The sequence below is a fragment of the Arachidicoccus terrestris genome (assembly GCF_020042345.1).
In the GTDB taxonomy this organism is placed as follows: Bacteria; Bacteroidota; Bacteroidia; order Chitinophagales; family Chitinophagaceae; genus Arachidicoccus; species Arachidicoccus terrestris.
Genome location: NZ_CP083387.1, coordinates 3608759 through 3631097 on the forward strand (window position 1 = coordinate 3608759; position 22339 = coordinate 3631097).

Below are 22339 nucleotides of genomic sequence, written 5' to 3' on the forward strand. Positions count from 1 at the left end.
TCTTTCCATGGATTATAGTCAAACGATTGAATTCTTATATGCGCAGCTACCGATGTTCAGTAGGGATGGCGCCTCTGCATTTAAGAAAGACCTCAGCAATACATGGGCACTCTGCGAGGCCCTCGGCCAACCTCAAAACCAATTTAAATCGATCCATATAGCCGGCACAAACGGTAAGGGGTCTTCCAGCCATATGCTGGCTGCGATTATGCAGGAAGCCGGGTATAAAACAGGTCTCTATACATCTCCGCATTTATATGATTTTAGGGAACGTATTCGGATAAACGGTACAGTTTGCACAGAAGAATTTGTTATTCGATTTGTAGAGAAGATTCAACCTTTATTGCCCGTCATACAGCCTTCTTTTTTTGAGATAACTGTAGCCATGGCTTTTGATTATTTTGCTGAACAGAAAGTAGACATTGCCATCATTGAGACAGGATTGGGAGGAAGACTGGACAGTACGAATGTTATTTTGCCGGAACTCTCGCTTATCACGAATATAAGCTGGGATCATATGCAGTTTCTGGGCGACACATTGCCGCAAATTGCAGGAGAAAAGGCGGGTATTATCAAGGAAGGCAGGCCGGTCGTTGTATCAGAATATATCACGGAAACCAAACCGGTATTTGAATCTGTATCAGCGCAAAAGCATGCCGATCTGTTTTTTGTTCAGGATCTATGGACTGTAACGTCCACGCCATCCAAGAGGGACACAGGCAGTAAAGAGTCTTTATTGAAGATACTTGCAACACGTCATGCAGACGTTAGTGAGCAAGATGATCAGAAGTTGTCGGGTACTTATCAGTTAGATCTGACGGGCAATTATCAGGTAAAGAATGTCGGAGGGGTACTAGAAACAGTGTTTCAGATGCGCCGTTTAGGCTGGAATATAGCTGGACCAGCCGTAAAACGCGCGCTCAAAACAGTTAAGCCGTTAACAGGTATAGCCGGCAGGTGGGATGAAGTATCGGCCCGTCCCTGGATTATCACAGATGTAGGGCATAATGTGGATGGTATCAGGATGATCCGTCAGCAGCTCAGTCTGACTGGTTATAAGAAGCTTCATGTCATTACTGGTTTTGTAAAAGATAAGGATGTCGCTGCCTCTTTGAAGGAACTGCCTAAAGCAGCGCTTTATTATTTTACACAGGCACCTATACCCAGAGCCTTAGATGCCCTACAGTTAGCGTCATTGGCCGCCGGTTTTGGATTATCGGGTGAGGCATATCCAAATATGGAAATGGCACTTCGGTCAGCAATAAGTCACTACAGGGAAGGTGATCTGATTCTTGTTTGTGGCAGCGTGTTTCTCGTCGCGGAAGTCAGAGGAGCGCTCCAAAGACTACAATTTCCATAATAATCAGAATTACAGTTTTGTAAAAAAAAGGAAGCCTAAAAAATTACGCTTCCTTTTTAAGTATATTTTATAGGACAGGTCAGGCGATCTCGATGAGGTAGTAATTCTTTTTACCTTTTTGTACCAGCAGGTATTTATTATGCAGTAATTGTTCTGCCGTTACTTTGTGCTGGATATCTGTTACTTTCTGACGGTTGATGCTTACGCCGCCGCCCTGAATCATTTTACGGGCTTCCCCTTTACTGGGGAAAACTTTAGTTTCCGCTAAAAAGCTGACAACATCCGGTTCTGTATTGAATATCTCTTTGGAAAAGTTTACTTTCTGGACGCCTTCCATATTTTCCAAGTCTTCGACAGATAGCGAGTCCACGGGGGCGTGCTGATTATTGAACAGCTTTTTGGTGACTTCAAGTGCGGATGTCAGCGCTTCGTCTCCATGCACAAATTTGGTAATTTCTTCCGCCAGTTTTTTCTGTAAGATTCTGTCTTCAGGTTTTTGCTCATGTTGAGACAACAATTCATCGACTTCGGCTTCGTTCAGAAACGTAAAGATCTTGATCCAGTTTTTTGCATCTTCATCTGTACTATTTAGCCAGAACTGGTAGAACTGGTAAGGAGTCGTTTTCTCTGGATCCAGCCATACATTCCCCTGTTCCGTTTTGCCGAACTTTGTGCCGTCTGCTTTTTTAATAAGCGGGCATGTAAAGGCGAATGCCTCTCCGCCGGCTTTACGGCGAATCAGTTCCGTACCGGTCGTAATATTACCCCACTGGTCGCTGCCGCCCATTTGTAGCTTCAGGCCTTTCTCTTTGAAAAGATGGTAAAAATCATAGCCTTGCATTAACTGATAGGCAAATTCTGTGTAAGAGATGCCTGTGTCACCGGTAAAGCGTTTTTTGACACTATCTTTGGCCATCATGTAGTTGACAGTGATATGCTTGCCGGTATCACGCAGAAATTCAATGAAAGAAATCGTTTTGAACCAATCATAATTATTGACCAGTACAGCGCTGTTTTCGTCGTTTTCATTGAAATTCAGAAATTTAGACAATTGATTTTTAATACCTTCCACGTTCTTTGTCAGTTGATCTTCGTTTAGAAGATTCCTTTCATCACTTTTGCCGCTGGGATCGCCGATCATACCGGTGGCACCTCCTACGAGTGCATAGGGTTTATGGCCGGCTTTCTGTAAATGAACTAATAATAATATAGGGACCAGACTGCCGATATGCAGGCTGTCAGCGGTTGGATCGAATCCGATGTAGCCAGAGATCTTTTCCTTTAATAATTGTTCCTCTGTTCCCGGCATGATATCCTGGATCATGCCTCTCCAACTTAGCTCTTGTATTAAATTCATCTTCAAAATTTTGGCAAAGGTAAATGAACCGGGCTACAATATGAAACCCCGGGTTTGAAAAGGTATTATAAGCGTATTTGTATTAAAGTAAATAATAATGTAATGTCTGGTTGAAAACCATGTTTATATTTTGAGGAAAAAGAACCAGTGGCGAGCCAGCCGTTGCAATAATATGACCCGGAAATCGTTAAAGGATAGATGAGGTATTGGAAGCTGGCCTTTTTTGCTCCATTACTGCTTAATACTTTCAATGAATCGAATGAAGCGACTCAAAATAATTCTGCTTTTCACAGTGTTTTGTGGGATGTCTAAACTGGGTATCAGCCAGTTCAGAACCTATTCGAATGAATTTATGAATATTGGTGCCGGTGCCAGAGGCCTTGGAATGGGGGGAGCACAAGTCAGTTCAGCCACTGATGCAACGGCCGGCTATTGGAATCCCGCCGGGCTTAGTTATGTAAGAGATATACCTTCCATATCTGCCATGCATGCTTCTTATTTTTCGGGAATTGGTAAGTATGACTTTTTAGCGGGAGCGATTCCCCTAAATGATGATAAAAGAACTTTGGGCATTACGGCTATCCGATTTGGTGTGGATGATATTCCAAATACCTTGTTTTTGGTGGATCCGCAAACAGGCCAATTAAACTATAATAACATATCCGCCTTTTCATCTGCTGACTACGGTTTTTTACTTTCTTATGGGCAGATGCTGAAGAATACACCGGATATGCAGATATCATTAGGAGGAAATGTAAAAATCCTATACCGGCATGTAGGGAGCTTCGCCAATGCTATAGGACTGGGTATTGATGCAGGATTAATGATCCGGACTCCGACCTGGCGTGTGGGTGTCGTCGCCCGAGATTTAACGACAACCTATAATGCGTGGACGTTTAATTTTACGGACAAAGAAAAAGAGGTCCTTTATCTCACCAATAATGACATTCCTACCAAATCTACAGAATTGACCCAGCCGAGATTAATATTAGGGGGGGCTTATAATTTTGTGTTCAATGAGAAGTTCAGTTTATTGGCTGAGACCAATCTGGATGTGACTTTCGACGGGAAAAGAAATACATTGATCAGCAGCGATCCTATCAGTATTGATCCACATTTGGGTATTGAAGGGAATATTTTGGATAAAGTATTTGTGCGGGCCGGGATCTCTAATTTTCAGCGAGGGTTGGCAGATTCAGATACCACTAATCAGAAACGAGTCTGGATTTTTCAGCCAAGTCTAGGTGCAGGGTTTAAACTAGGCAATGTGATGATTGATTATGCATTTACCAATCTGGCCAATCAATCTAATCCTTTGTATACACATATATTTTCTTTACGGGTAGATTTAGAAACCAGGCGAAGATATTAGCGTATTTAGAAGAGTATATTTTTAATGCTATTTTCTTTTGAGATGACAAAAAGGAATTTACATATTTATTGGGTGCTACTGGGAGGGATATTTATGTTGCTTGGCAGCAATAAGATGCATGCTCAGACATACAATAATGAGTGGGTTGTTTCTGGTAAAACCTATTATAAGTTCAAGGTAGGATCTGACGGATTGTACCGTATTAGTGGGAGCAGCCTGACGGGTGCTGGGCTTACGGATGCTACGGGCAGTAATCTCCAGCTGTGGCGCAATGGGATCCAGGTGCCGATCTATACCAATACCGCTGGCACTCTCGGCGCAGGTGATTATGTAGAGTTTTGGGGCGAACACAACGATGGGAGCGTAGACGCGCAGCTGTTTAAAACTCCGGGTGACCAGCTTAATAAGGCCCGCAGCTTTGAGGGTGACAGTGCGACCTATTTTCTCACAGTTAATACGACGACGGGCGAGAATCTTCGGTTTAAGCCTGCTGCTAATAATGTGACCGGGCAGGCCGGCAGCCTTACGGCGGAGCCCTATTTTTATTATACTATCCAAAAAGACCTGGGTACCACCTTTAACCGTGGTGCCGCCACGGCTTATGGCTCCTCTTATGTATATATGTCTGATTATAAGGGTAAATGTTTCGGCGTGGTCATAAAGGGCTCCAGGAGTACGACAGCGAGCTTTAGTAATTTATATGGATATACGGGTGCTACCGGAACGATCAATGCGGGCATGGCCGGAGCCTCAACGCTGGGCAGTAACCGCTCGATAACAGTCAAGGGGGGAGATGGCGCCAGCAGTACTTCCGCATTGGGTAATTTTGAAGCTAAGGTCATATCCGTTGGCAGTGCCCGGATCGGCTCCAGTTACACAGTAACTGTCACGAACGGGAGTAAGAATGCGAATGACCAGGTCAATGTCAGCTTCGTATCCTTACGGTATCCGCGCAGCTTTAATTTTGGGGGTGCATCCAGTTTTGGATTTGATCTTCCTGCCAGCAGTAAGGCCCGGTTATTAAATATAACGAACTTTTCAGCCGGGGGCAGCACGCCGGTCCTGTATGACCTGACCCATGGGCTGCGTTATGAGGCGGTTGTCAGTGGCAGTATGTATCAGTTTGTCCTGCCGGCGATGGATTCCAGTCATCTGGCCCTGGTGGGGCAGAGCAGCAGCAGTTATACGCCGATTAGCGGCGGCGCCATTACCAGACGACAGTTCCCTGATTTTTCCAGCAGCGCCCAACAGGGAGATTATCTGATTATCTCCAATAAAGCCCTGTATGGAAGCGGGGATTATGTATCCCAATATGCGGCCTACCGCCGTTCATCTGCCGGAGGCGGTTATAATGTCCATATCTATAATATAGATGACCTGGAAGATATGTTTGCCTATGGGGTACATTCCAGCCCACTGAGTATAAGGAACTTCCTGCGTTATGCGCGCCATACGTTTTCCATTAAGCCCAGATTTGTGTTTTTAATTGGTAGGGGCCTGACCTTTGATAATTTGCAGGGGTCGAATGCCACGAACCCAGAGTATCAGGCACAGGCGCTGGTTCCGACCTTTGGGTGGCCTGCTTCAGACATCATGCTGGCATCGGACAACAGTCAGCCCATTGCCGCCACACCGATTGGTCGTCTGTCAGCTGTCAAGCCAGAGGAGATCAAAAACTATCTGGACAAGGTAAAAGTCTACGAAGCTGCACAACAGAATAATGACCATACTATTGAGAGCAATAGCTGGAAGAAGAACGTGGTGTTTATATCGGGAGGGACTAATACCTCTGAAGACAATTTATTTACTAGTTATCTAAACAATTATCGAAGTATTTTAAATGATAGTTTATATGGAGCAAATAGTTATTACTTGAGCAAAATAACCTCAGATCAGGTGTCCTCAGGTGATGCATCTGCTTTGAAGCAATATTTTTCTATGGGGATAGGCTTAATCAGCTATTTTGGACACGGCGCGAGTACTACAATTGGTTATGGTGAGTTAAATGATCCTTCTGTATTTAATAATAATGGTAAATATCCGGTAATTTTTACCAGTGGTTGTGATGTAGGCGACTGCTACAGTTTTATGGCAGGGAGAACCTCTACAATTAACAATATTACAGAGCGATATTTATTTGCTAAAGACAAGGGCAGCGTAGGCTTTGTGGCAGAAACCTTTCTCGGCGTAACTTCTTTTCTTCAATACTATAATTTAACCCTGTATAAAGATTTGAGTATTACAAAATATGGACAGCCCATTACTGCCAGTATGCAGGAGAGCCAGGCCGTTATGATTGCATCAGATAGGCTGAAGGTAAGCGATACAGTTACCAATTATGCGCATGCTGAGCAGACCAATTTCTTTGGAGATCCCGCGATTGCACTTAGCAGCTTTACAAAACCGGATTTTGCTATTGAGGACGATCAGGTATTGATGCCAAATACAGTATCGATCACCTCAGAAAAGTTCCATGTCAAAGCTTATTTATATAATATTGGCCGTGCTGTTGGAGATTCTGTAAAGGTGTCTGTGCAGCAAAAGCTGCCGGATGGGAGCCAGGTTACACTATTGGAAAAGAAAATAGATGCGATTCGTTATAGAGATTCTCTTGATCTGGATGTAAGCATTGATCCAAATAAGAGTGTCGGAAGCAATGAAATTATTGTGCATATAGATGAAGACAATAAATATGCTGAGCTAAGTGAAACAAACAATACAATAACCAAAAGTATTTTTATTTATGCCAATGGAATTACGCCGGTTTATCCTTATGATTATTCCATTATTCGTAATGCCAATGCTGCTCTGGTTGCTTCAACCTCAGATGCACTGGCAGAGAAAGGTAGTTATGTGATGGAGTTGGATACGACTGCTTTATTTAATTCCTCTTTCAAAGTAACAAAGACGGTAACATCTATTGGCGGGGCTATTAGTTTTGACCCTGGTATTACGTATAAAGACAGTGTCGTTTATTACTGGCGTGTGAGCCCTGTTCCTGGTACGGGCGAAGATTATCGTTGGGCGAGTAGCAGTTTTCAGTATATCACTGCTAAGGGTGGCACTGCATTGGAGGGGATGGGCCAAAGTAATTATTGGCAACACACTCGTTCCTTAATGAATGGGATAGGAATAGATAGTGCTGGCAGACAATGGTCATTTGATGATTTTTTACATTCCTTTTTGATTTCTCATGCAGTTTATGGTTCCGGTATCCCTACAGGATGGAGTAATTTTGCTCTGCGCTATGATGGTGAGCTAATATCAAGCTTTCAATGTACAACTTTGGGGAATTCATTAATGTTTAATGTATTTACGCCAGAAGGTGTTCGTCCCTATATAAATCAGCCGGTTCCGGGGATTAAGCAGACCGTGCCCAATAGCGATATAGGAGGGTTTATGGGTTCTAAAGCTTCGTGTGCGAACCATCCCTATTCTTTTGACAAGGATCCCGTAAATTATCCCAACACAAATAAGTATAACTTTCAGTTCACTTATAAAACGGCTGCAGACAGGGATAATATAGCACGTTTTATGGATTGGATTCCGGCTGGCTCCTATGTGATAGTCCGGCTATTTGTCGTGTCACCATTTACATCGGTGCCTTTAGTGGATGCATGGAAAAGTGACCCGAGTGGAAGCAATAGCTTATATCAAAAGTTTATTGATCAGGGCTTAGCTGCGATAGATGATTTTACCAGTGCCAAGGCCGGATTATTTATTTACAAGAAATCGGATAAGGGCTTCACACCGTACCAGCAATTAACAGCAGATTACTTGGGCCAGATACAGGTTTCAAAAAGTTTGACCGGCAAGGACTCCGTAGGGTATGTTACCTCTCCTGAGTTTGGTCCCGCCAAAAGCTGGCGTTCGATACAATGGAACGGCCGTAGCAAGGAGATAACCAGTACGGATCATGCCCGTATTGACGTTATAGGTATTGGGGTTAATGGTTCCTCTACGATACTGCGCACATTGAGTAGTGATCAGCAGGATGTGGGTATATCTTCCATAGATGCCAACGCCTACCCCTATTTGCAATTGAAGTTAAGAAATGTCGACAGCATCAATTACACGCCTTATCAGCTAAGATACTGGCATATTCTTTACACGCCTGTTCCTGAGGGTGCATTGGCTGGTAATATTGCCCTGGAGACAAAAGATACTCTGGATCTGGGCCAGGATCTGAATTTTTCGATTGCCTTTAAGAATGTCAGTAATCAGGTATATAGAGACTCCATTAAGGCAACTGTTACGCTTAGAGATAAGAGCAATCAGCTTTATACCATCCCGGTTAAGCGACTGAAACCTCTACAACCGGGAGATACAGCAATGATTCATATTACGATTCCGGGAGACACAAGTGTTTACAATGCAGGACACCCTGAAGCCAAGATGCCTGTTGGTACGATGAATCTGGGTGGCGCATTGACATTGGGTCTGGATATTAACCCATCCATGAATCCACTGGAAATGAGTCATGATAATAATTTCTTGTATAAGACAGTTTATATTCGAACAGAAGAACACAACACACAGTTAGACGTAACGTTTGATGGTATTCATATCCTGGACAATGATATCGTTGCAGCGAAACCTGTGGTCGCGATCCGGGTAAGTGATGATTCAAAGTATTTATTATTAAATGATACTTCAGTTGCCAAAATCTCCTTAGTCTATCCGGATGGCACTGTACGGAATTTTGGCTACAACTCAGATACATTGACTTTCAGTCCCGCAACTGACAGTACTAAGAATGAGGCATTAATTGATTTTAGACCGTATCTGACCCAGGACGGTACTTATGAACTTATTGTAAAAGGACAAGGCAAGACGGGGAATGTTAACTCGGCTACTGACTATAGTGTTAATTTTCAAGTGTACAATAAGCCAATGATCTCAGATATGTTTAATTATCCTAATCCATTTACCAGTTCGACGGCTTTTGTATTTACCATTACCGGATCGCAGGTGCCACAGAATATTCGTATACAGATATTAACTGTAACTGGGAAAATTGTAAAAGAAATAACTAAAGAAGAGTTAGGCCCGTTACATATTGGAAGAAACATCACTGATTATAAATGGGATGGTACAGATAATTATGGGCAAAAATTGGCCAATGGCGTATATCTATATCGTGTAATTACTAATCAGGATGGCAAAAAACTCGATCACTTTACAATTAAGGACACTAACGGTAATGAGATCAACACAAGCAAGTACTTTACTAAAGGGTATGGAAAAATGTATTTGATGCGATAATGGGTTGGAGAAAAACGGCCACTTTACCTATCTTCGTGCAAATTTTAAATATAGGACAATGAAAGTTGTTGGAACAGGTACCCGAGTACTCAATTTTCTGATAGATACATTATTGATATTTATTATAGGATATGCTTTTAGCAAGTGGTATAATTTCCACGTATTGTATTGGGGATATACGCCCCTTCCGCCCTATAGTTTCTTTTTTATTAGCCTTTTTGTTTATTATTTTGTTTTTGAGGCAATTTGGAGTAGGACACCAGGTAAGTGGCTCAGTATAAGCAAAGTGGTCGATAAGAATGGGAGGAGAGCTTCCTTTATCCAGGTTTTGGTGAGGTCACTAGTCAGATTAGTTGTAATTGACATGTTTTTCATTCCGTTTCTGAGTGGCAGAACGCTGCATGATTATTTAAGTAATACTTATGTTGTTGAGGCTTGATAGGTGTTTTAGAATAATTGACTTTGGGCCATTACCCTAAAGATTTCGGAGTCAGAAAATAGACTTTCGAAGCTGCCAGAATTCTGGATCTTTTTATTATTAATCAAATATATTGTATCAACATCTTTTATAGTTGCTATTCTATGTGCAATGACAATTATTGTTTTTTGCCCTTTTAACTTTTCTATACTTTCTTTGATTATATTTTCTGTAGTTGAATCGAGAGAGGATGTTGCCTCATCCAAGACTAATATTGGGGAATCTTTATAGATCTCTCTTGCAATAGAAATGCGTTGTTTCTGACCTCCTGAGATGAGAATTCCATTATCTCCTAAAATTGTATTCTCTTTTTCTTTTAGTTCTTGAATGAACTCATAAAGAAACACAGTTTTAATTGCTTTCCAAAATCTTTTCTTATTTGCCTCATTTGGGAGATCAAAAAATGTTACGTTGTTAAAAATGCTAGTGTTGAAAATGACCGTATCTTGAGAAATGTAGCCAAAGTTGTTTCTATAACTATCGATATTCAATTGATGCAAGTCCTTGTCATTAACTAGGACTTTTCCCTCATCGGGAGGGAATAGACCCATAATTAAATTGGCTAAAGTTGTTTTGCCTGCGCCACTTTGTCCAACGAACGCGATTATGCTATTTTGTTTGATTGTAAGGTTAATGTTCGCAATTATTGTTCTGCCTGATAGCATTACTGACGTATTTACAAGTTCTATCTTTTCAATTGGAAGTTGTAATTTAGTCAGCGGATAGTGTTCCTGATTTAGCTTTATCTCTGAATTTATTTTTGAAACAGAATTCATGCTACCAATGTTTTGTAAAAATGACAACCAAGATGATTGCAATAGGGTAAACTGGATGAGACATCTGTATAACAATAATAGACATATCATTATCCCTTCTAAGGATTGGCCTAGCATTTTAGTTTGAAAAAAAATGATAAGACAGATAATCAAGATAGCAATTGGCTCTTTTACGCCTTCTGTTATTGCATACTGCTTACCCATTTTTAAATTCAAAAGCTCAGTCTTTTGAATGATTTGAATTAGCTTTTGGGAATATCTACTAAGATAACTTGTGGCCTTTAGATATTTGAAATGATTAATGGCTTGAGTGAGGTGGCTATTGAAAACGTCTCCGTGAATAGATAGATCAATTGACGTTTCTTTTGTTTTTTTGAAATAGGATTTATATAAGAATAAGGTAATACTGGATAGTATTATTAACGAAAGTGAAATTCTAAAATCTGTCATTAAAGAGAGAGCAATATAGGTTAATAACATTGTTCCATACTGGACACAATTGAAGTAATAAGTCATCGTTATATAAAGCTTATTCACTTCATTTACAAAGTTATTTTGTATTCTGCCTGCATCCAGCTTCGTGAACCCAGCATAGGATAAATTCGATAGTCCATTGACCAGGTTTTTTTGGATGCTGGTTACAAATGTTTGTTTCATTTTAGCTAAATAAAACATTTGCAAAAAGCGAAACAAACCTTTAATTGCGAACACGGTTAATATCAGGAGAAGTATTGATAATGTTGTTATTTCGATGTGAGTAGAGTGCATAATCGAAACAAAAGCATTCAGAAACTTTGAATTTGCTGCATTAACGGTACTATCGGAGTTGTTGAATAACAATAATGGAATAAATAATGATAATCCTATTCCATCAAACAAACCTATGATTATATTTATTAATATATAATTATATATTTTATTATTTATTATAGAATAGTAAAATTTAAAATATCCTAATATGGAGTTGCTGTATTTTAAATTTAACATTAAGCTTTAGAGTTTTTGTAAAGTTAGTATCATTGTAATAATTTGTATGGATTTTTAAATAAAAAATATGATCAATGTGTTATGGCTTCCGAGTTGGTATCCAACCATTGAGTCTCAGCAGAACGGAGATTTTATCTACAGGCACGCTCTAGCGGCGTCAAATTTCGCAAAGTTGGCGATATTATTTGTCCAACCTTCTTCTAAAGTTGATAGACTCGTTGAGCGTAATTTTGATATTAATAATAATATTAGTGAGAGGGTCCTACTATTTCCTAGGTTAGGTAGATTCCGCGTGTTTAATTTTATAGCTTTATTATACCTCTATAATAAGGAGTTTAAATCTTTATATAAAAATGGGATTCATCCAAACATTATTCATGTTCATGTCTCTTTCAGAGCCGGGTTGATAGCTCTTTGGTTAAAAAGGAGATACCAAATTCCTTATATTATAACTGAACATTGGTCATATTTTAATAAGCCGGGAAACTTAAATTATGCCAATAGCAGTTTTTTTATCAAATGGACAATTAAAAAAATATTTAGAAAAGCAGATTATATTTTACCAGTTAGCAATGATTTATCAAGCCACCTGAAGCGTTTTTTTCCTTTTATTAATCCTATCGTGGTGCCTAACGTAGTAGATCCTGCATTGTTTTATTTAACTAAAGCATGTAACAACCGAAGGGAGTTTAAGTTCATTCATGTTTCTTCTCTTAATGAATTGAAGCAGCCATATAAGATTGTAACTGCTTTTGAAAAAATTAGATATAAATACAAGAGGGCTGTTTTAGAAGTAGTGGGGCCTGCAAGTTCTGAGCTAATGGAATATGTTTGTGAGTTAGGACTTCCAAAGGATTCAATTGTGTTTTATGGGTTAAAGGAACACGAAGAGGTTGCCTCCTTGATAAGGGAGGCAAATGCCTTCGTTTTATACAGCACAACAGAAAATTTGCCTTGTGTAATATTGGAAAGCCTTTGTTGCGGCGTTCCAGTTATTTCATCTTCTGTTGGTGGTGTTCCGGAAATGGTGGACGATTCCAACGGTATTCTGGTACCTCCAGGCGATGAAGAGGTCTTGTATAAGGCTATGGAGTCTATGATACTGAATTATGACAAATACAACAGGCAGAGAATCTCCGAGGATGCACAGGCCAAATATAATCCCGAAGTAGTTGGCAGGCAAATAGTAGAGGTCTATGAGAAGGTATTGAAAAAAAAATAATCCGGCAATTGCCCGCCGGATTATTTTGGTCATCTTTTTGTTGAGGCAGATTACAAGTAGTCGTCATCAAAATTCCTTCTTACTTCCGCCACGTAATCTTTAATTTCTTGTTCCTTTTCTTTTTTGCATATGAGCAGGGAATCTTTTGTGTCAATTACAATACAGTCGTCCAGACCCTGTAAAACGACTAACTTCTTATCCGGTGCACTGATCATACATTTCGTAGCATCAATAACTACGATGTGTTTTCCTGTAACGGCATTACCTAAGTAATCCTTTTCCAGGTTCTCATAGGCACTATTCCAGGTACCCAGATCACTCCAACCAAAGGACGATGGGATTACATAAACATTCTCGGATTTTTCCATAATGGCAAAATCTATTGAGATATTGGTGCAAAGCGGATAGATACGTTTAATAGCTTCTTGTTCCTCCGGTTTATTGAAGTTGTCCCTTTCTGCATCAAACACTTCAAATAACTCGGGCTGATGTTTTTCGATAGCATTTAGAACACTTTTTACACGCCAGATAAAAATACCTGAGTTCCATAAAAATTCACCACTTTCTAGAAATACCTTAGCCAGTTCCAGATTGGGCTTCTCGGTAAAAGTCTTTACCTTATAGATATCAGAAGCCACCTCTCTGGTTTCATACTGGATATAGCCATAGCCTGTATTTGGATAAAGTGGTTTGATCCCCAGTGTAACAAGTGCATTTAAATGGGCGGAAAAATCAAGTGCTGTTTCGACTGCTTTTGTAAATTCAATAGTGTCCATTATGATATGGTCACTTGGAGCGACAATTAAATTCGCATCCGGATCCTTAGCCAAAAGTTTCATGGAAATATAAGCTACACAGGGAGCAGTGCTTTTCCTGCTGGGTTCCCGGATAATATTTTCTATAGGAAGTTCAGGAATTTGTTCATGAGCCAGTGCAGCGTATTCTTCCGTGGTGGCTATAAAAATATGGTCTAGCTGTATAAAAGGAGCGAACCGTTCAAAGGTCTGACGGATTAATGTCTTTCCCGTATGCAGTATATCCAGAAACTGCTTAGGTTTAGCCATTAGGCTTTTGGGCCACAACCGACTGCCGATTCCACCCGCAAGTATTACAACATAATGGTGTTCATTGTTTTGCACAGAGTAAATATTATTGATCGATTGCGAAGATAACGAGATTATCCTAAAAAAATAATACCTGTTATTTTTCGCTATTTTTAATGGGAACCCTGCTAAAGTGGCACCAATTTAGCCATAAAATGCAAAAAAGTCAATAATAAACCATAGATATACGTTTAAACATTATTTTTGTGGTTATGTATTTTAATTGGAATGACAGTATAAATTTAATGAAGAAAATGACTTTTCGGCGTTTTTGGAATGCCGCAAAGGTCACGATGAGTTTTGAATTGAGCAAAATTCGTAAAAAGCCAATTCAATGGGGCTATCCCATGTCGATTTCTTTTGAACCAACGACTTCCTGTAACTTAAGATGCCCGGAATGTCCAAGCGGATTGAGAGCGTTTACAAGAGAAAAAGGAATGCTGAAAAATAATTTTTTCACTGATACAATTGATGATATATATAAAGAAATATTATATCTTATCTTTTATTTTCAGGGAGAACCTTACCTGAATCCTGATTTTTTGAAAATGGTCCGATATGCGCATGAGAAGGGCATCTATACGGCTACATCCACTAATGCGCACTATTTGACCGACCAAAAGGCAAAAGAGACCATTGAAAGCGGGTTGGATAGATTGATTATTTCGATTGATGGGACGACCCAGGAGGTCTATGAACAGTATCGAGTCGGTGGCAAGTTGGAAAAAGTTTTGGAAGGGGCCAGGAATATCGTAAAATGGAAGAAAAAGCTCAATAGCAAGACTCCTTTCGTATTTTTCCAGTTTTTAGTGGTTAAACCCAACGAGCATCAAATTGAAGATGTAAAAAAATTGGCTAAAGAAATCGGGGTCGATCAGGTTCGTTTTAAAACGGCGCAAGTTTATGATTATCAAGATGATCCTAATAATCTGATACCTACTATTGATAAATATAGCCGGTATAGAAGGGATAAGAATGGAGAGATGCAGGTGAAGAGCGGAATGAAAAACCATTGCTGGAAGCTTTGGCAGTCTAATGTAATCACCTGGGATGGGTTAGTCGTTCCCTGTTGTTTTGATAAAGATGCCATGCATCGTTTGGGAAACCTGAAAACACAGTCGTTTAAGGAGATTTGGCATAACGATAATTATAAGCAATTTCGGAGGGAATTGATGGCCGGTAGAAAAAACATTGATATTTGTGCAAATTGTTCTGAAGGGCTGTCTGTATGGGAAGATTAATAAAGTAATAATGGAAGACAAACTTAAAAATATTGATTTCCCTGAATTTAGGAATGATTTTCATCTGGTTAGATTAAGCATTTTTCTAACAGAGAGCTGGCTCATGGATTCTGTACGCAAATTTTTTGATGAATTCGATATTACAGCACAACAGTATAATATTATGCGTATTGTTGAAGCCAGCGAAATCCCATTAAGTATTTTGCAGATCCGTGAAAGAATGCTGGAGAAAATGTGTGATGCAAGCAGGTTGATCGATCGGCTTATATTAAAAGAACTAGTTATAAAGAAGGTCTCAAATATTGATAAAAGGCTGGTAGAGGTCTATCTGACCCCTAAAGGATTGGATCTTTTGTCGGACATTAAAGGGAAGGTCGGTGTCCTTGAAAAACCTATCCGTGACAATATTAATGAAGAGGAGGCGGCTACGCTTTGCGCCCTACTCAGTAAAATGAGAGGAGCTGACCCGGATAAGTGCTGTTGAGTACACATCTTTACTTATCATTTTGCATTCATTATTGTTCCTTATTGTATTATTTATTCAAGTATGTTAAAAACAAAATTCCAACAGTCGTTAAGGTTTTTATTTATTGTTTATTTTATCGGAACCTTATGTATTTCAGGGCGAAGCCAATCACTTCCCCCAAAATATGAAATGCGCGGTGTTTGGATTGCCACAGTTATTAATATCGATTGGCCCAGTAAATCAGGTTTAAGTACAGAGCAGCAAAAAAAAGAATATATTCAGATTCTGGATAAGGACAAGGCAATGGGAATGAATGCCGTTTTTGTTCAGGTCAGACCGGCTGGCGATGCCTTTTACCCTTCTCAATATGATCCGTGGAGTGAATACCTTACAGGTAAACAAGGGAAAGCACCTGAGCCATATTATGATCCTCTTAAATTCATGATTGAGGAAGCCCATAAAAGAGGCTTGGAATTTCATGCCTGGATTAACCCATACCGGATGGTTTTCGATGTTACAAAATCCTCTGTAGCGTCTAATCATATTACTAAGCGACACCCGGAATGGTTTGTAAAATATGGCAAACAACTCATTTTTAATCCAGGATTGCCAGAAACTGTTAATTATTTGGTCGGTGTCGTAAAAGATATAGTGCATCGTTATGATGTTGACGGAATTCATCTGGATGATTATTTTTACCCATATCCGACTTCCCAGCATTTTAATGATGACGCTGCCTATCAGAAATATGGCAAAGGTCTGAGCCTTGCCGATTGGAGACGGTCTAACTGTGATACGGCAATCAAACGGGTTCATGATGCGATTTTACGTATCAAACCTATGGTCAAATTTGGTGTGAGTCCGTTCGGCATCTATAAGAATAAATATGTGGACCCTGAAGGCAGCGACACTAGAGGATTGACCAATTATCATGATCTGTATGCCGATATTCTACTTTGGCTAAAAGAAGGCTGGATCGATTATGTTGCTCCACAACTTTACTGGAAAATAGGGAAGTCTGGCCAGGATTTTAGAATTTTGCTGGACTGGTGGGCGCATCACACTTATGGAAGAGATTTGTATATTGGACAGGCTGTTTATCATGCAGATGAAAGAGACGTCTCGGGCTGGGCTGATACTAAGGAATTACCGAATGAAATTAAATTCCTGCGCCAATTCCCGAATAAGGTTCAGGGAAGCTTATTTTTTAGTAATAAATCTTTTAATTCTAATCCTAATGGCTTTGTAGACAGTCTTAAAAACAATTATTATCGCAAACCTGCATTAATCCCACCGATGCTCTGGATTGATAAGAATCCTCCCAACGCACCGGAAATATGGGCTGGAAATGGAGGGAGTCCGCAAATTCAGGGAGCACTGAATGAAATCTCTAAACGTGAGATCGTTAATAAATACGTATTGTACACCGGAAGAACCATCGAAGCGTTAGGTGAGCACCCGGAACAGATTATTGTGGGCAATAATAAAGGCGATCTTTTTCAGTTTGCTTTAAATAATAGTAATATTCCGTCTAACAGCAAGAAGTTTTACGTCTCTGTTACGAGTGTAGATCGTGAAAATAATGAGAGTGCAGAAAGTAATATTATCCGCTTTGAGAAGAAAAGCGATGGGACCTGGCAAGGTTTTAACGGCCATTAAAAAACACTGCTTAAATAAGAACAGTTGGTAGTAATTGCGTAATTTAGCAAGTCTATCCGATCAAAATTGATATGTTAATCACAACAGGTATGAAAAGATATTTACTATTTTTATTAGGTGTAGGGTATGGACTTATTTTGCATGCACAACCAGAGCGGTGGCAGCAAAGAATTAAATATACCATCGATGCAAATATGGATGTAAACACCAACAAAGTGACCGGTAAAGAAAAAGTTATTTACTGGAATAACTCTCCTGACACCCTTCATCGTCTTTTTATACATCTGTATTGGAATGCATTCCAGCCAGGCAGTATGATGGATGTACGTAGCAGGGAATTGGGTAAAATAATATTGGGTAAAAATAGAAAGGGGCAACCTGTACATGATTGGGATCCCCGGGTAAGAGATAGGATTTCCAAATTGACTGACAAGCAAATAGGCTATCAGCGTGTAAAGTCTCTGAGAATAAATGGAAAAGAGCAAGAGCTGACTGTCCATGAAACGATTCTTGAGGTGACACTGAAAAATCCGATTCTGCCACATTCATCCACTGATCTGGCCATTGACTTTGAGGCGCAGGTTCCCGAACAGATCAGAAGAAGCGGGCGTGATAACGAGGAGGGTGTTCGCTATAGTATGAGTCAATGGTACCCCAAACTAGTTGAATATGATTACCAGGGCTGGAACGCAAATCCTTATATTGCAAGAGAGTTCTATGGTGTCTGGGGCAGTTATGACGTAAATATTACGATAGATAAAAATTATTTAATTGCTGGAACAGGTACTATTCAAAATCCAGATGAGGTTGGGTTTGGGTATGGAAAGACGGCTGGAGTTCCACCAAAGGAGTCAGCAACTACTACCTGGCACTTTAAGGCGGATAGTGTTCATGATTTTGTATGGGCGGCGGATAACCAATACAAACTGATAAAGCGGCAAATTGAAAAGGGGCCTCTGTTTTATTTTGTATATAAAAGAACATCAGCTACTGATGACACCAATTGGAATCTCCTGGCAGACTCTGTTGCATATGTCTATCCATATATTGCAAGGACTTTTGGTGCTTATCCTTATAGAAATTATTCTTTTATCCAGGGCGGTGATGGAGGTATGGAATATCCTATGGCGACCCTGATCAAGGGGGCTAGTCTGGGGACAGCTTTACATGAATTCGGGCATAACTGGTATCAGGGAATTCTGGGAAGTAATGAGAGCTTATATCCCTGGATGGATGAAGGGGGAGCTACCTATTTCCAGACCCGCATTTTTGGGTGGTTACATCATGACAGCACTTGGTATGACCAGAGCTATAAATCATACTACTATTTGGTGAAAAGTGAACTGGAGGAGCCTATGAGTACGCATTCAGATCATTATAACACCAATTATGCGTATGGAGCTGCTGCCTATGGAAAAGGGGCAGTCTTCTATGATCAATTAGGCTACATCATTGGTAAAAAGAATATGGATGCTTTTCTACTCAGTTATTTTAACACATGGGGTTTTAAACATCCCAACCCAAATGACCTGATCCGCGTAGCAGAAAAGGTGAGCGGCCTGGAATTGGAATGGTATAAAAGATATTGGATCTACTCGACTAAAACAATTGATTATGCTATTGGCAATATCTCGTCTCAGAACAATCATGGTGTTGTCGAGATCATCCGTAAAGGAGAGATGCCTATGCCACTCGATATACTGGTAACATATAAGGATGGTCGGCAGGAAATGTACAATATTCCATTGGGGATGATGTATGGGCATAAACCAGCTGACAATAGTTACTACACTTGGATATTTGCTCCGGAATGGCGTTGGACAAGCCCCACATATCAGTTAGAATTAAGTAGGCCTAACACAGACATTAAATCTGTAGAAATTGACCCCTATGGGCAAATGGCCGATGTGGATAAACTAAATAACAGTTTGCAATAATGTAGCCCCGGAATGTATCTGTTATAACTGGTTCGGGGGAAACAGATAAGCCGTCTTTAAAGTAATTTGTAAGCGGATTCTTTATAGATTTTAAGATTTAAGTCCCCGTGTTTATAAGAACACGGGGACTTTATTGTTAAATGACCGGACCACTTTAAAGCACCATCTTTTCAAATAGCTCCTCGAAAGCTTCCGATGGGTCAACAGACCTTCCAGGATGGATGCGGGAGCTTTGAATAACGGTACTTCTTACGGCGGTCAGCCATCTGAATCTGGAAGCCGGGTCTAACTGTGCAATAGGATGATTTGATATTTTTCCCTGGGCTATCGTAACAAATGAATCCAGATGCGCTGTGATTTCCTGGATATTAAGCGCTTCCGCGCACAGACAATGTATCCTGTCAAGATTTAAATGGTACTTACAGTCCAGATAGGATGTAGCTTTACAATATACGATCACACCTACATTGATAAACTCCTCACGTTCTACGCGAGGCATCAGTCGAATGACAGCATATTCATATAAGAGCGGCTCTTGCATCAATGGCTTTATTTACGAAAATTTCAGAATGTTGTACCCGGTACCAGATAAAATTAAAATAGGTATCCTTGACTTGCTTAGGCGAATACTGGTTGTCATATTCCTTTAACCAATTATCAGGAATCAAGTCGATAATCTCACGCAGTTTTTCAGCAGTGATAAGGTTTTTGGAGATTAGATCCGCTTTCTCCAGTTCTGCTGCCTGCGGTAGTAGGATATGATCTTTAATCAAAGCAAATTCGCTTTTTTTGCTGGTATCATGTCCTGTCCAGTTATGATGAAAATATAAAGCCGCCCCGTGATCTATTAACCAGAGTTCACGCTGCCAGGTCAGCATATTGGCATTTCTTGCTGTCCGATCCATATTAGTGATCAGCGCATCCAGCCAAACAATTCTGGAAGCCGCTTCAGTATCGATCGTTGTAACGGCCGGATCATAGGTGATGGCGCCACTCAGGTAATGCAGCGCCAAGTTTTCTCCGACACTGGCTTTGAGTAGGTCCTGTATTTCCTCATCGGGTTCGGTTCTGCCAAATGCACTATCCAGGTTCGCGAAGACAATTTCAGGAACTTTAAAGCCGAGCAACCTGGCCAATTCGCCACCGATTAATTCGGCTACCAGCGCTTTGATGCCTTGGCCAGCTCCCCGGAATTTTACCACATACGTAAATCCATCATCCGCCTCTGCAATGGCGGGAAGAGATCCACCTTCTTTGAGCGGTGTAACATAGCGTGTTACCTGAACACTTCTGATTTCTATCATAAAATTTTAATAGGGGACCGTCAGATACTTCATAAAATCTGCGCTATGGAGCGATTTTAGACTTTGAGGTCCCGGATAATATTATCAATTTTTGTTTCCAGCTCTGCCAGGCGTATGTCAAAGTCCTCTTTTTTGGCCAGAGTGGTCTGCACGCTAAAATAGAACTTGATTTTAGGTTCAGTGCCTGAAGGGCGCGCTGATATTTTCGATCCGTCTGCCAGGATAAATTGCAGTACATTACTTTTGGGTAAATCTATGGACCAGTTGGCTCCTGTTTGTAGATTCTTACCTTGTTTGAGTTGATAATCAAGTAATTGCACTACTTCAGATCCGTTTAGCGATTTAGGTGGGTTTTCCCTGAATGCCTGCATCATTTCAGCGATCTCTTCCTGTCCGCGCATACCTTTTCTGGTAATGCTCTTGAGTTTCTCATAGAAAAGGCCGTATTCAATATATAACTCAATCAGTTTGTCATAGAGCGTTTTGCCCTGGTTCTTTTCATAGGCAGCCATTTCAGAAAGAAGGGCTACCGCAGAAACTGCATCTTTGTCTCTTACCTGGTCGCCAATCATCAGCCCAAAGGACTCCTCTCCGCCGATGACATAATGCTCTTTACCTGTCTTTTCGCGGATCATTTCAGCAATCCATTTAAATCCGGTAAGGACATTATAACAATGAACTTCATTGGCGGCAGCTATTTTATCAATCATCTCTGTGGTCACAATAGTCTTGACAACCATGTCTTCAGGACGGGCGATCTTTTTAGCTCTTCTGGCTTCCATTACATAGGTAAATGCCAGCACAGCGGTTTGGTTGCCATTCATAAGTATCCAATCGCCTTTGTGATTTTTAATGCCGATGCCGACTCTGTCTGCATCCGGATCTGTCCCCAATAGGATATCCGCATCCAGGTCGGTCGCCATTTTAAGACCGAGACTCATTGCTTCTGCTTCCTCAGGATTAGGGTAAACTACTGTTGGGAAATTGCCATCCGGCGCCTGCTGAGCTTCTACGATATGGATATTGTTAAAACCAAAGGCCTTCAGTACATCGGGTACCAACTTGATCCCGCTGCCATGAATAGGGGTATACACTATTTTTAAATCTTTTTGCTGACTGATGGCATCCGGATAAACACTTAGGCCCTTTACCATCTTGATATATGCTTCATCCACTTCTTTCCCGATGAGCTGAATCAGTTTTTCACCGCCAGAGAATTTCACATCTTCAATATTTTTTATTTTAGACACCTCGTCCATGACGTTGACGTCGTGGGGAGGTACTAACTGTGCGCCATCATCCCAATAAGCTTTGTACCCGTTGTATTCTTTGGGATTATGTGAAGCGGTGCATACAACGCCTCCTTGACAACCTAAATGCCGGATAGAAAAAGAGAGTTCAGGTGTCGGGCGCAAGTCATCAAATAAGAAAACCTTGATGCCGTTAGCGGCAAATACACCCGCCGCGGTTTCCGCAAAAAAACGACTGTTGTTGCGGGGATCGTGTGCAATGGCGACTTTGATTTCCTGGCCTTTGAAGGATTTTTTTAAATAGTTTGCAAACCCCTGTGTGGCCATACCCACTGTATATTTATTCATACGGTTCGTGCCCACACCCATAATGCCTCTTAAGCCACCGGTGCCAAATTCCAGATCCTTGTAAAATGCTTCTGTTAGATCTTGAGGATCTTCTTGCTGCAGTCTCTTAATTTCTGCTTTTGTCTTGTCATCATAGTTGCCATTGAGCCAACTATCTATTTTAGCCTGAATCAGGGCCTGATCCTGTGTATTTGACGCCATATTTGTTGATATT

At 40.6% G+C, this 22339-nt stretch carries 15 protein-coding genes; 9 read left to right on the forward strand and 6 right to left on the reverse strand.

The annotated features are described in order from the left end of the window. The first annotated feature begins 7 nt into the window (after positions 1-7). Positions 8-1360 (forward strand): bifunctional folylpolyglutamate synthase/dihydrofolate synthase, encoded by a 1353-nt coding sequence (locus tag K9M52_RS14025; RefSeq protein ID WP_224069060.1) that lies wholly within the window; start codon positions 8-10, stop codon positions 1358-1360. Between the two features lie 79 nt (positions 1361-1439). On the opposite strand, the gene tyrS is transcribed toward K9M52_RS14025, so the two are convergent. Then, positions 1440-2717, reverse strand: a complete 1278-nt coding sequence (gene tyrS, locus K9M52_RS14030) for a tyrosine--tRNA ligase (protein ID WP_224069061.1) — start codon at positions 2715-2717, stop codon at positions 1440-1442. A 259-nt stretch (positions 2718-2976) separates the two neighbouring features. Between tyrS and K9M52_RS14035 the strand changes: the two genes are divergently transcribed. The 3 genes from K9M52_RS14035 to K9M52_RS14045 are packed head-to-tail and all read left to right on the forward strand — an operon-like array spanning position 2977 to position 9793. After that, positions 2977-4089, forward strand: coding sequence for a putative type IX sorting system protein PorV2 (locus K9M52_RS14035; protein WP_224069062.1), 1113 nt, complete (start codon positions 2977-2979; stop codon positions 4087-4089). 42 nt (positions 4090-4131) lie between these two features. Continuing rightward, complete coding sequence (porU2, locus tag K9M52_RS14040; RefSeq protein WP_224069063.1) at positions 4132-9354, forward strand: putative type IX secretion system sortase PorU2; 5223 nt, start codon at positions 4132-4134, stop codon at positions 9352-9354. A 58-nt stretch (positions 9355-9412) separates the two neighbouring features. Next, complete coding sequence (locus tag K9M52_RS14045; protein ID WP_224069064.1) at positions 9413-9793, forward strand: RDD family protein; 381 nt, start codon at positions 9413-9415, stop codon at positions 9791-9793. A gap of 8 nt (positions 9794-9801) precedes the next feature. Here K9M52_RS14045 and K9M52_RS14050 read toward each other — a convergent pair whose 3' ends face one another. Further along, entirely contained in the window at positions 9802-11595 is a 1794-nt protein-coding gene (locus K9M52_RS14050; RefSeq protein WP_224069065.1) for an ABC transporter ATP-binding protein, read from the reverse strand. A 67-nt stretch (positions 11596-11662) separates the two neighbouring features. On the opposite strand from K9M52_RS14050, the gene K9M52_RS14055 reads away from it, so the two are divergent. Beyond that, on the forward strand, positions 11663-12817 hold the full coding sequence (locus tag K9M52_RS14055) for a glycosyltransferase (RefSeq protein ID WP_224069066.1): 1155 nt from the start codon (positions 11663-11665) through the stop codon (positions 12815-12817). A 50-nt stretch (positions 12818-12867) separates the two neighbouring features. On the opposite strand, the gene K9M52_RS14060 is transcribed toward K9M52_RS14055, so the two are convergent. Then, positions 12868-13956, reverse strand: a complete 1089-nt coding sequence (locus tag K9M52_RS14060) for a mannose-1-phosphate guanylyltransferase (RefSeq protein WP_224069067.1) — start codon at positions 13954-13956, stop codon at positions 12868-12870. A gap of 218 nt (positions 13957-14174) precedes the next feature. Here K9M52_RS14060 and K9M52_RS14065 point away from each other — a divergent pair, with 218 nt between their 5' ends. From K9M52_RS14065 to K9M52_RS14080, 4 genes are all read left to right on the forward strand, one after another. Continuing rightward, on the forward strand, positions 14175-15161 hold the full coding sequence (locus K9M52_RS14065; RefSeq protein WP_224069068.1) for a radical SAM/SPASM domain-containing protein: 987 nt from the start codon (positions 14175-14177) through the stop codon (positions 15159-15161). Between the two features lie 10 nt (positions 15162-15171). Further along, on the forward strand, positions 15172-15645 hold the full coding sequence (locus tag K9M52_RS14070) for a MarR family winged helix-turn-helix transcriptional regulator (RefSeq protein WP_224069069.1): 474 nt from the start codon (positions 15172-15174) through the stop codon (positions 15643-15645). Between the two features lie 63 nt (positions 15646-15708). Beyond that, on the forward strand, positions 15709-17286 hold the full coding sequence (locus K9M52_RS14075; RefSeq protein ID WP_224069070.1) for a glycoside hydrolase family 10 protein: 1578 nt from the start codon (positions 15709-15711) through the stop codon (positions 17284-17286). 89 nt (positions 17287-17375) lie between these two features. Beyond that, positions 17376-19223 (forward strand): M1 family metallopeptidase, encoded by a 1848-nt coding sequence (locus K9M52_RS14080; protein ID WP_224069071.1) that lies wholly within the window; start codon positions 17376-17378, stop codon positions 19221-19223. A 154-nt stretch (positions 19224-19377) separates the two neighbouring features. Here K9M52_RS14080 and K9M52_RS14085 read toward each other — a convergent pair whose 3' ends face one another. The 3 genes from K9M52_RS14085 to K9M52_RS14095 are packed head-to-tail and all read right to left on the reverse strand — an operon-like array spanning position 19378 to position 22326. Further along, a complete protein-coding gene (locus K9M52_RS14085; RefSeq protein ID WP_224069072.1) occupies positions 19378-19764 on the reverse strand; it encodes a DUF3037 domain-containing protein in 387 nt (128 codons plus the stop codon). Further along, a complete protein-coding gene (locus K9M52_RS14090) occupies positions 19742-20527 on the reverse strand; it encodes a HipA family kinase (protein WP_224069073.1) in 786 nt (261 codons plus the stop codon). The genes K9M52_RS14085 and K9M52_RS14090 overlap by 23 nt, the downstream gene beginning before the upstream one ends. A gap of 56 nt (positions 20528-20583) precedes the next feature. Continuing rightward, a complete protein-coding gene (locus K9M52_RS14095) occupies positions 20584-22326 on the reverse strand; it encodes a phospho-sugar mutase (RefSeq protein WP_224069074.1) in 1743 nt (580 codons plus the stop codon). Positions 22327-22339 lie beyond the last annotated feature (13 nt).